The 12,692-nt window shown below is 42.8% G+C and carries 5 protein-coding genes; 2 read left to right on the top strand and 3 right to left on the bottom strand.

Going from position 1 to position 12,692, the window contains the following annotated elements:
* Positions 1-39 precede the first annotated feature (39 nt).
* Together FQ608_RS08050 and FQ608_RS08055 are read right to left on the bottom strand one after the other, a co-directional pair.
* Positions 40-1,080 (bottom strand): PorP/SprF family type IX secretion system membrane protein, encoded by a 1,041-nt coding sequence (locus tag FQ608_RS08050; protein ID WP_158857302.1) that lies wholly within the window; start codon positions 1,078-1,080, stop codon positions 40-42.
* The gene (locus FQ608_RS08055; protein ID WP_158857303.1) at positions 1,077-6,659 is read right to left on the bottom strand and encodes a PKD domain-containing protein; all 5,583 of its coding nucleotides are present in this window, start codon (positions 6,657-6,659) and stop codon (positions 1,077-1,079) included. The genes FQ608_RS08050 and FQ608_RS08055 overlap by 4 nt, the downstream gene beginning before the upstream one ends.
* A gap of 442 nt (positions 6,660-7,101) precedes the next feature.
* Here FQ608_RS08055 and FQ608_RS08060 point away from each other — a divergent pair, with 442 nt between their 5' ends.
* Entirely contained in the window at positions 7,102-8,382 is a 1,281-nt protein-coding gene (locus FQ608_RS08060; protein WP_158857304.1) for a DUF445 domain-containing protein, read from the top strand.
* A gap of 11 nt (positions 8,383-8,393) precedes the next feature.
* Here FQ608_RS08060 and FQ608_RS08065 read toward each other — a convergent pair whose 3' ends face one another.
* Positions 8,394-9,038, bottom strand: a complete 645-nt coding sequence (locus tag FQ608_RS08065) for a nucleotidyltransferase family protein (protein WP_158857305.1) — start codon at positions 9,036-9,038, stop codon at positions 8,394-8,396.
* 314 nt (positions 9,039-9,352) lie between these two features.
* On the opposite strand from FQ608_RS08065, the gene FQ608_RS08070 reads away from it, so the two are divergent.
* Positions 9,353-12,631: a PVC-type heme-binding CxxCH protein gene (locus FQ608_RS08070; protein WP_158857306.1), complete on the top strand. Its 3,279-nt coding sequence runs from the start codon at positions 9,353-9,355 to the stop codon at positions 12,629-12,631.
* The last annotated feature ends 61 nt before the right edge of the window (positions 12,632-12,692 follow it).

Raw genomic sequence — 12,692 nt, forward strand, 5'->3', positions numbered from 1 at the left:
CAATAAAAATGGGATGTGTCTAATAATGGCTTTTGATTTTTAATGGAAGACACATTTTAATATGGTATCCCGGTTGTTTTTTCTGCGCGGATCCCCGGTAAACCAAGAATATCGAACTGAAATCTCATGTGCACCCTGCGTGCTGCTTCCAAACTGGGAAAGAATGGTATCGTAACTATACCCGATGGTCACGCCTGAATCAAGTGCCACCCCAAGTAAACCTACTAGGGTAGCTTGGTAAGGTAAATCCGAAAAACTGCTTATTCCACGATATCCTAGTCCTAGTATAAATTGGGTGTATTGCCATTGGGAATTAAGGTCTATCTGCTTAAATGGACCTTGTTGCTTGTAGTTGGCGGAAACGGTTAAATAATTTTCTGGAAGGTTACTCCTTGTATTCCAACCATAAAGGTCAAACATATAACCGCCATGAACACTCCATCTAACCGGTAATCGGCTATCAGCATTGTCCTCAAAAAAGGTAATTTGTGGCCTTGTAACATGATGGGCACTTCCTCCCAACCAAAAATCATCCGTAACCAGCAATGTTCCAAACGATACGTCAAAGTAATTCACCGGTTCTTGAAGCGGCAAAGCGTCAAGAGTCACCGGAGAGATTGATCGGTCAAACAGGTTAATCTGATCTCCAAAGACTAGGTGGTCTAGCGCGGCGTTTCTCATGACGTAGGATGCCTGACCGCCAAACTTTAAATCAATATTTCTCCCATATCTATTATTTGATTCCGATAATTTCAGGTTGTAGGCATATTGCAGGCTGATGTCGGTAAATTTCAGTTTCATATGCGTTTCTTCAAACGAATTGATGGAAAGGCCCGCACCGCTGTTGTAGCCTCGGAAATAATGGTCTATGTAGGCAGAATAGGAATTGAAATCATAACCCAGACCAGGCCATTGTTTGCGGTAATTTGCCCCGATCCGGGATAATTCCGTGGAACCGGCAAAAGCGGGATTTAATTGTAGAGGGGCGGCGTAAAACTGGGAGAAATGAAAATCTTGGGCATCCGTTGAAGAAAGCCAGCCAAATAAAAAAAGCAAGATCGTCCAATGTTTTTTCATCATTTCATTAATAAAAACACCCCGTTTTTGGTGAAAAATCTTCCATCCAATGTATGATAGGAAACTTGATATACATAATTTCCAACTTGGGCATCATCTCCGTTTAACCTCCCATCCCAGCCAATAGACTGCAATTCGTCTGAATGGAAAACCACTTCACCCCATTTGTTGACAACACGAAAGTTAATGTCCGCAATTTGTAGAAACTTAGGGAAGAAATAATCATTCATTCCATCGCCGTTGGGGCTAAATACATTTGGAACCTCAAGAAAATGATCCCATATCTCAATCTCAAAATTCCGAGCCTGCTCACATCCATACAAATCAACAACTCGAAGGGTCACCGTATAGGTACCTTCTTCTTGATATCTATGAATAGGACTTTCTTCCATGCTAGCATTTCCGTCCCCAAAATCCCAATAATAGGATAGGATATTACCACTGCTGCGGTTGATAAATTCAATGTCCAAGTTTACTAAATGTGCCCCATAATCCAATAATGATTGCGACCTGAACTCACCGTCAAATAATACCTTGTTATTGTCAACTTCGAATGTTTCTGAGTATTCGCAGCCTGCAGCATCCTTCACGGTAAGGAAATATAGTCCGGGTTCTTCGGTGCTCATCTGGTAACCGTTACTACTAATATCACCATGGCTCCAATTGATTGTATAAGGGGCAACTCCGCCATCTATTTTTATATCAAAAACATCACGTATGTTTCTAGGTTCACATTGGATCTCCTGATAGGTGATATGGGAAACCTGAATGGGTTGGGGTCTTCTTACCTGAAACCGCTGGGTGGAAAAACAACCCGACTGGTCAGTGACATTCACCGAATACCAGCCTGAGGTTAAGTTAGTCAAATCCTCCGTACTTTCCCCGTTGGACCACTCATAAATATATGGGGGTGAACCTCCGGATACAGTCAAATTGATGCTTCCACTCTGCCCATCTGTACATTCCAATGCATCATCTACGATACCGACCGCAATTAGAATTTCCGGCTCATTGATGAAAAATGTCCTCCGAAATTCGCAGCCCGCCCCTTCGACTATGGTAACACTATACTCCCCAGGGCCTAGGTTGAATATGGCGGCTTGCTCCGGGCCATGATCCCAAAGGGCCCTTACAGGTGCCTGACCTCCAACAAGGTTAAGGTTTATACTACCGTTATTTTCTCCAAAACAGCTAATCTGAATTACTTCAGGGTTAATGTCAAAAACCGGAACTTCTTCTATGCTAACTGATTCTATGACCACACATGCATTAGCGTCAGTGACAGTTATTTCATAAAGTCCGGGTCCAATGCCTATAAGGTTTGATTGAATGCTGCCAAAATTCCAACTGATTTGATACGGTGGGACGCCACCGGTAATCTCTGAAGTAATGGATCCGTCATTGGCGTTATAACAGCTGACTTCCGTAGAAGTTAGGACAACTTCCAATGGAGTAGGAGGTTCATTGATGCTAATATCAGTAAGCACAATTGCGCACCCGTTGATGTCGGTTACGGTAACCTCATAATTTCCAGCTAAGAGGGTGGTTGGGTTTTGGCCCAACTCATTAATTTCATTTCCATTGCGGCGCCAAGAAAATAGATAATCAGGTGATGCCCCACCGGAGACCTCCAAGGTAACACCTCCCGTAGGCTCACCAGAGCAAAGCACATCAACCGTTCCCATTACCCCTGCCTCCAGTAACGGCGGTTCGGTAAGCGCATAGGTTTCGGTGACAAAACATCCATTTTCATCTTCTAAGAGTAAATTATAAATGCCTGGTTCCAAGTTGTCTATTCGGCTTTCTGTGGCAGTAAATCCGTTTGGCCCGGACCATGCGATGGAGTATTCAGACGTGCCGCCACTCGGAGATATAGAAATATACCCGTCACTGCCTCCGTAACAACTGATGCCAAATCCATTATAATCCGAAACGTTTTCATTGAGGGCGAGCTGGTCGGGTTCAGTGATTTCCAATTCACCTGTGGAAATAGCACAGCCATTGGTGTCGGTGATCGTAAGCTCATACATCCCAAGGCCTATGTTTTCGATCTTCGATGTAGCAGCTGTGAAACCATTGGGGCCTGTCCATTCATAAACATAATCGCCACTTCCTCCCGTAAGTATCACTTCAATATGTCCATCCTGGGCTCCATAGCAGGAAATTTCAAACCCGTTATAATCGGATATGTTAATAGCAGAAATGGTGACACCCGATTCTGGCTGGGTTATTTCTATTCCACTTAACTGTTCGGTACAACCGTTGGCGTCAACGACAGTCAATTCATAGAAGCCGGCAGGAAGGTTTCCAAACACCCACTCAGTGGCTGGTATTTCCTCCGCAGTCCCCGCACTACCAAGTTCAGCACCTGTTTCTTGAATATAGTAATTGTATGGTGAAGTGGAAGGTCTGCTGACACTTACATGGACTTCTCCAGTAGACTGCCCAAAACAAAGCACATTTACCCGCTGTTCCTCCAATTCAGATATTTCAAGGCCTTCCGGCTCTGTGATGACATATTCACGGGTGATTGTACACCCATTTGCATCTTGAATAATTACCTCATAGGTCCCTGCTGCGATGCCTTCAAGGTCTTTGCTCGTACTGGTAAAACCATTCGTACCTGTCCACAAAAATGTATAATCCAGATTTCCCCCGGTAGGAAATAGGCGGATGTACCCGTCAGCACCTCCGTTACAGGTGATTTGAAATCCGTTGTAATCAGAAACCGCATCATCCAAGGCCAGCACTTCCGGTTCTTCCAATATAAAGGTTCTATTGAGTTCACATCCACTTTCATCGGCAATTTGAAGCATATAGGTCCCAGGACCCAAATTTTCCAGGTTTTGATCGATGGAAGTATATCCCTCGGGTCCGGTCCAGCTGTAGGTTACCTCCCCCTGATTTCCTGTAAGTTCATAATGTATGCTTCCATCCGCCGCACCGAAGCATGAAATCTGGAAACCGTTATACTCTGAGATATTTAAATCAGTCAAATCCAGGCCTTCGGCCGGTTGAGTTATCAAGATATTCTCAAGCAATTCGTTACACCCATTGGCATCGATGACGTCTATCCAATAGTTGCCTGAAGGAAGGTTTTCGAAGGCATAAGACGTTCCGTTGAAATCCAAAATTTCGAACGCTGTTTCAAGTGATCCCATTTCACCGATATTGAGCGTATAGGGACCTACTGATTCGTTTATCCATTCGACGCTGATGCTTCCCGTACTCTGTCCGAAGCAGGTGACGTTGATCCGCTCGTCCTCATTCTCCTCAACTATCAATTCCTCCGGCTCTATCAAGTCGAATTCATCGAAAATCGAGCAGTCATTTGCATCGGTCAATGTTAAAGAATAGGTCCCGGGACCAAGGTTTTCCAATATCGGAGCATTTGATTCAAATCCATCTGTACCCGTCCACCTATAGGTAAGGGGTTGGACCCCACCGGAAACGTTAGGCAAAATCGATCCATCAGCGGCTCCATGACAGCTGATTTGAAAGCCGTTAAATTCGGAAACGATGGGGTCAATTGATAGGACGTCAGGTTCTGTAATTATCACTTCGCCTGTGGTAGCCGAGCATTCATTTTCATCAGTTACTGTAAACTCGTAAATCCCAGGTCCCAGTCCGGTTAGCGAAGTTTCTGTACTTGTAAAGCCATTAGGGCCAGTCCACCCAAATATTAGATCACCGGAACCACCGCTCACTTCCAGCGAAATGCTTCCGTCATTTGCGCCTGCGCAGGATATCCCATATCCGTTAAAATCAGAGATCGAAAGGTTCTCTATGGCTAGCCCTTCTACCGGTTGGGACAGAAGGATATTATCTATTGTTTTTACACACCCGTTCGCATCAGTGATAATTATTTGATAATTGCCTGCGGCCATATTTACATAGGTGAACGGTCCGGATTCATTTCTGGTCACTACTTGAACAGAGCCCGGCGTACCGCCCATAAAATGGGTTTGGACGGTATAAGGTCCCACCGATTCCTGATCGATTGATACGGTATATTGTCCTGTACTTTCTCCGAAACATCGGATATCTAGCCGTTCGGCTTCAACTTCACTGATTATAAGTTCCTGAGGTTCGGAAATGGTGAAGTTTTCCGCAATAAAACAGCCGTTGGTGTCCCTTAAGAGAACGGCATACTCTCCTTCCTCTAGATTTTCCACCGTCAAATCTCCCAAATTCGTCCCAGCCAAAGGTTGTAAATCCGCAGGAATAGGGTCTCGGAGATCATCAAAATGGCCAACAAACCATTCAATCTGATAATTTGGGATCCCTCCAGTGGGATTGATTTCGATTGTTCCGTCTCCTTCTCCAAAGCAAGAGATGTCATTAAACTGACTATTTAAGTTAAGGATTTCCGGTCCTTCAATTACAAATACGGGCGTGGTGACCACGCAGGCTAAAGGATCTGTATTTGGAAACTCGTATATTCTTCCTCGGTCTGAGATTTCTGCATAAAAACTTCCGGTGGGCAATCCACCAAGAACATTTTCCACACCTATAATTTGATTGGTGCCGTCACGAATAAATTGGCTCACCCCATTTCCCACAGTCTCCCCGGCAGCGGTAAACCATTCGACGTTGTATTGAGTCCATTCTTCTCTTGGATTGCCAGGAAACGGTTGACTCCACCCGCCTTCTATTTCAAGCCGTATGGCTCCATCTAGGTTTTCAGGGCAACTGACCGGTGTGATTTCTTCTTCTATAACTATGGGGGAGGGAATGACAATTTCAAATGGCTCTGAACCACTGCAAGTTAATTGATCAACGATTGTCAATTCATATTTCCCAGGGACTAGGTTTTCCACCTGGACGACTACAAAACCATCCAATTGGCTTATAATGTTGTTATTTGTGAAGTTCGAAAAAACATCATCTCCGTTCTCATCCACAATGAGAAAGGTTTCCAACGGTAAAGATGCGTTAGATACGACGAATTCAGCGACTCCACGCATATCATTCCCGCAAAGAACCCCGGCAAAATTTAGCGCAATATCTACTGCATAGGCTTCTCCAATTGGATCAGAAGTGCGTGTAAATTGCCTGCCTAAATTGTCTGTCACGACAAGCGTATAAGATTCTTCTCTATCCAGTGTCTTTTCAGGGTCTAATCCAAATGTGGCATTGGCGGTTACTACAAAGGGAAATTGGTAATCCACGATTTTGGTATCGAAAAGCAGACCGTTAGAATCAAAAAGTTCGAAGACAAACGGAAAAGAAACCACTGAAACGGCAGTAGGTTTATATGCACTTGCTAAAATAGATATGGTGCCTTGACAGTTGTTTTCAGTATAAGATAAGGAAGAAATGGGAGGAATAACTAATATTTCAAAGGGGAAGACAGCACTTTGATCTACCCCGTCGCTAAGTTGGATATTGACAGGTAGAATTTCGCCAGCAGCAGGCCAGTTATTGGCATAATTGATGCTGGGAACAATGGTAGTGCCATTGACAATTTCGTAATCTACTCCTGGCAATACTGAAAGGACCAAATCATCCACGTCTCCCGAATAGTCAATTTGTAGATCACTTAGCTTAATTTCAAACTCCCCTCGGTAAAATGTTTGCACATTGTTTTGTCCGGTGATCGAAATGGGAGCGAATAGGATTAACGTTTTACTTAATAGATCTGAAACAATTGGCAATGAGAATATTATTGCAATTAAAAAAAACAATCTTAAAGGTGAATACTTGTGCAAAAACGACTTGAAACTCATGATTAAAAACTTTTACTTAAAAAAGGCATAATGAAAATCGTTTAATTGCACTATAACAATTCATTAATTGAACCCGAAAAGTACTGAATATGGACCAACAAAATTAGATTTTTATTAAAATATTATCAAGATATTTTAATGTGAATTTTTTTTTAGCTTATTTGATAAATAAGCGGAACTTTAGGTTTTGTACCATTAAGGCAATTTATTGAAAGATTATGCGCTTATGCGTGAAATCTAATCTAACTCCATAAAATATTTTAGTATATTGAAGATTGATTTTACCCCTAATAAATTGAAAAGTAAAATAGGACATTATTCACTGCTAACCGCTGTGTGTGGTTTTTTCCTTCTAGAAGTTAGCCTTTTTCAGGGCTGGTTGCAGGGAGATTTTTGGCGAATATTATTGACAGGTTTTGAAGCGGCAACCATAGGTGCATTAGCTGACTGGTTTGCTGTAAGTGCTCTTTTTTATGAAATCCCCATACCGATCATTCGCCGTCATACCAACATTATTGTTAAAAACAGAGAAAAGCTTACCGAAGGCATCGTGGACATGGTGACGACCAAATGGCTATCTCCAGAAATTATTCAGGAAAAATTGGCTGATGTCAATTTAGCTGACAATATGATTAGGCTTATGGAAGAACCGGCCAATCTCAACCGAACCCTTGATATTCTAAGACTTGTTGCAGGAAGGTTTGCGGATAATCTCGACCATCCCAAACTGGCCATATGGATGCAGAAATTGCTCAAAGACCAGATGAATGACGTAGAGCTCGGCAAGCCTCTTGGAAATTGGTTGGTTGAAGCAGTTACTGCCGGCAAGCATCAGCCTGTGGTGGATATAATGATTCATGAGATTAGTAAAACAATCCAGCAACCGACTACCCGAAGTGTGGTTTTTGATAAATTGAAGGCTACGCTTGAGGCGTATGAAAAGCAGGATTGGATAAAAAAATCTACCATCTGGATCGGTAAACGAACCGGAGGAATTGACCTTGAACTTCTCACGGATAGAATATTGGATATTGTACAACTGCTGGGGGAGGAGATAGAAGGGGATAGGCAACATCCAATTCGTCTTAAGCTGGATGGATATTTTATGGAGTTTGCCGAAAGTCTGGCTTCTGGAGAGGATGATTCCACTAATTATATCGAAGATCTAAAAACAAATTTGCTCTTAAATGCGGGGACAAGGAGAATTATTCAGCAAGTTTTAAAAAGCCTCAAAGTCAGTGTACATGAATCTCTCGAAAATAATGAAACGGTTTTTATGCGGTTGGTAAAGGGAAATGTGATCGACTTGATTACCTACTTGAAAAATGATAAAGAGACTCAAGAAAGCATAGATAGTTGGATAAAAAATACCCTAACCCAGCTAGTGGACAAGTACCATCCCGAAATCGGAAATATGGTACGGACAAGCCTTGGCAAACTGGATGATAAAGGAATGATGGAGCAGATAAAAGACAAAGTAGGTGATGACCTGCAATATATCCGCCTCAACGGAGCTGTGGTAGGTGGGTTAGTGGGGCTTGTTATCGCATTGATCCGCTGGATGTGGCTGGAGTAAAAGAAATGTTGTTAGTCTTTTTTTTCCTCAAAATAATTCCAGTCTTCTTTCATATAGGCATCGAAATCTGTCTCGGTATCAATGTCTACATTTCCTTTGGGAAAATTGATACTTCCCACATCTTCACCAAACTTTTTCAATAGTTTTTTAGCTCCTTCCTTACCTTTCAATGCCAATAATTCAGGAAAATATTTCCTCTCAAAAAGTACTGGAACACCAACTGTTCCCGCGTAGGCAGATCCGACAATTCCCTTTTTAACATTGCTTTTTTGGGAAATTAACTTTTCCAGAAGCTTTTGATCAACGAAGGGTTGGTCGCAAAGTAGAATCAATACCTGGTCCGGGTCATAATGGTCAATCAGCCAGTTCAAACCCACTTGTATGGATGATGCCATTCCGTTTTCCCAGTTTTTGTTAAATAAAATTTCTGTATCTGTAGGCGTAATTTTTGCCTGTATTTCCTTTTGATAAGCACCGAGTACCAGCACTCGGACTTGACAGGAAACCTTCAAGGCCTCTTGCAGCGTATGATTTAGCAAGGTAGTGTTTTTCATTCCCAAGAGCTGTTTAGGCCTCCCCAAGCGGGAGGAATTTCCGGCACCAAGAATTAGCAAGGCCGTGTGAATAGGTTGGTCTGAGTTTTGTTGATTTTTCATTCGTTATATGATAAGCTTGGTGTAGACTTTACGGATTGCAACGGAATTTACTAAAATTCTAAAGTTTAAAATCCGCAAACCTTCCAGATTTTATTGATAATCTGCTAGTTGTTCAAATTAAAAGGGTGAAACCTGGAAGGTTTTTTTCCATTAGGATCACCTGTTTACTGGAAAGTTCTGCGGAATTTAGTTTTATTATAAATAGGAATGTTAACCGACAATGTCCAAAATTAACGGACTTGAACCATTTTATTTGATTTCAGCTGATAATTCGATTACTTTCAGGAAATTTAACTTCTAGCCCAATTGACCTGATGCGAACCAAAAGTTTTTTGAAGCCATTATATCAGGCGTTTCTTGCCGTCTTCGTTGGACTTTTGATATTTTCATGCTCCAACGAACCGAAAGTAGTAGACTTTAATCCACCAACCGAAACTCGCATAGTAATTCTGGGAAATACCTTTGCCGAGCAGCTGCAGACTACTAATTATTTTGAAACCTTATTATATAAAAGTTTCCCGAATAAAAATTTGATTGTGCGCAATTTGGGATGGAGTGGTGATGAAGTTGATCTTCAGCCAAGGCCATTGGATTTTGGATCGTTGGAAGATAACTTGAAATCCCACCAACCGGATGTAATCTTCGCATTCTTTGGGATGAATGAAGCCTTTCAAGGAGAGTCGGGATTGGAAGATTTCGAGAAAAACCTTACCTCATTATTAACCCAACTAACACAAAAATCATATAACGGTAAGGCTTCGCCTCAGGTAATTTTGTTTTCTCCTATATATCATGAGGAAGTTGGTGGATTACTGCCAGATCCGAAAATTCATAATCATCAATTGCAATCCTATACCCGCAGGATGGAGGAGGTTGCGGAAGATCTTCAAATTCCATTTGTCAATCTATATGATCTCACAAAGGGGCTGATGGAACGATCTGAAGTAAATTTAACAAGTAACGGCATTCATTTGTCTGAAGAAGGTTACAAATTAGTCGGAGAATTGATGGCGTCGGCGTTGGGTTTTCAGCAGGATACATGGGAAAACAAATTTGAATCCTTGAGAGAACTGATAGCTATCAAAAACAGACAGTTTTTTTTCAGATTCCGATCTCAGAATGGAGAATATATTTCGGGTAGTCGGAAAAATTGGGATGGTGGCCAAACTCTTCCCTTGGAACTTGCGCAACTGGATTCAATAATCCTCCGGTTGGATTCCCTGGTCTGGCAGGGCGCTCTTGAAGGGGAATCATCGGCATTGCAAAAAGCCAAGCAAAACTTCCGCACCACAGAGTTTGATAAGCCTTCCATTACCAATTCCCCACCATCCACAGACCAGTTTATCCTACAGGACGGCTTTCAGATTGAGCTTTTTGCTTCCGAGCAGGATTTCCCTCTAGCTAATCCGGTTTCTATTACTTTTGATCCGAAGGGGCGTGTATGGGTTGCTACCATGCCATCCTATCCACATATTTTACCGGGACAACTGCCTAATGATAAATTGATCATCCTAGAGGATAAAGATGGAGATGGAGTAGCAGATCACCATACCGTATTTGCCGATAGCCTGTATTTGCCATTGGGATTTGAACTGGGAGATGGTGGAGTTTACCTTACCCAAGCACCAGATTTGATATTTTTGAAAGATACTGATGGAGACGGAAAAGCTGACTTTCGCCAAAGCCTGCTTCACGGTTTTGGAACGGAAGATGCTCATCACGCTATCTCCGCATTTACATGGGGTCCTGATGGGGCACTATATATGCACGAGGGGACTTTTCTTCATTCCCAGGTAGAAACTCCATACGGGCCTATCCGGGGCGCATATGGAAATACATGGCGATATGAACCCCGCTCGATGAAGTTGGAGCCTTACGTTTCTTATCCTTATGCGAATCCTTGGGGAAATATTTTTATGCGAAATGGCACCCACCTAATCGGGGATGTCTCTACCGGGATGAATTATTTGGCTACGCCATTAACTGTAGCCACTGAATACCCCAAAAAACATGTGGGGATGAAAGATTTCCTGTCGAGTACCTATAAGCCAAAAACCTGCGGGATGGAAATCATCTCCAGCTTGAATTTTCCGGAGGAAGCGCAGGGAAATATTCTGTTCAATACGTTTGTGGGATTTCAAGGCATACGCCAACACCAACTTACCAGCGAAGGCAGCGGTATAGTGGCAGAGGAGATAGAACCACTTCTTCAGTCAACCGATCTGAATTTTCGCCCTGTAGATTTAAAGTTTGGTCCCGAGGGTGCCCTTTATGTGGTCGACTGGTACAATCCCATTATCCAACATGGCGAGCAGGGATTCCGCGATTCCCTCAGGGACCAATCCCATGGAAGGATTTGGAAAATTACCCACAAAGACAAAAACTTGAGCCCAGTGTTGGACTTGACCCGTTTATCGGTGGAAGAATTGCTCGACCAGTTGATGGTGTATGAGGACCGGGTTCGATATAGGGTTCGAATGCAACTAAGGGAATATTCCTCAAAGGAAATTCTACCTGCCCTGGATAAATGGATTCAGAGATTAGACCAAGAGGCTACAGGGTATGAACAGAATTTATTGGAAGGGCTATGGGTTTACCAGCAGTTTCACACACCCAATAAGGTATTGTTGGATAAATTACTGGGTGCTGACCATGAGGATATTCGGGCGGCAGCTACCCGGGTGTTATTTTATTGGAAGGAAAAAATCCCATACACAGAACAGCTGCTTGCCCAGAAAGCCGTGGATCCTTCCCCAAAAGTCAGGCTGGAGGCCATTGCGGGGCTTAGTCATTTCAAATCAAATAGTTCGGTGGATGCGTTACTTAAAGCTTCCGAACTGCCCATGGATGATTACTTAGAATACGCTGTTAAAGAAGCGTTCAAAACCGTTAGAAAGGTTTGGATGGAAATGTTCATTGGAGACGTGAAATTTTTGGAGGATGAACCTTTCAAAACTGAGCTTCTCTTGGGTCCGCTAATGGCTCCAGAGAAGTTAAAGTTGCCGGGGTTTCTAAAAACAGACCCTGATTGGGTGAAGTATACCTGGCCCATGCTGTCACCGGAAGAGCATGAAAAGCTCGGAAATTCTCCAGCGGCAATGCAATTCTTGATAAACAGTGGAAGTAGTCTTGGTGGTGAAGGTGAAAATCGCGCAAAATCCTTGGCTGAAAGAGATGAGGAATCTAACGGTTCTTTGTTGGAAGATGCCGAAATCCGGAAAGTATCACTGAAGACACTCCCCGGAGAAATGGTTTTTGACAAGAAACAGTTCACGGTCGAATTGGGCAAGTCAGTGGAGATACATTTCGAAAACCCGGACGATATGCCCCACAATTTATTGGTTTTGAAACCCAATAGCCTAGATATTGTCGGTGCGTTGGCGGATGAGATGGCAAAGTTGCCGGACGGATATGAGAAGCAATTTATACCGGATTCGGATATGGTGCTATTTTCAACGCCCTTAATACTTTCAGGCCAGCAATATATTCTTCGATTTACCGCCCCCAGTGTGCCGGGTGATTATCCGTTTGCCTGCACTTTTCCGGGGCATTGGAGAATGATGAACGGAGTGATGAAGGTGGTGGGGCGTTAAAAAGCAGCTTCTAGATAGAGATACTTACTTTTTCACTTAGGCTAAAGTTTATAACCCCATA

It is taken from the genome of Lunatibacter salilacus, from assembly GCF_009797935.1.
Classification (GTDB): domain Bacteria; phylum Bacteroidota; class Bacteroidia; order Cytophagales; family Cyclobacteriaceae; genus Lunatibacter; species Lunatibacter salilacus.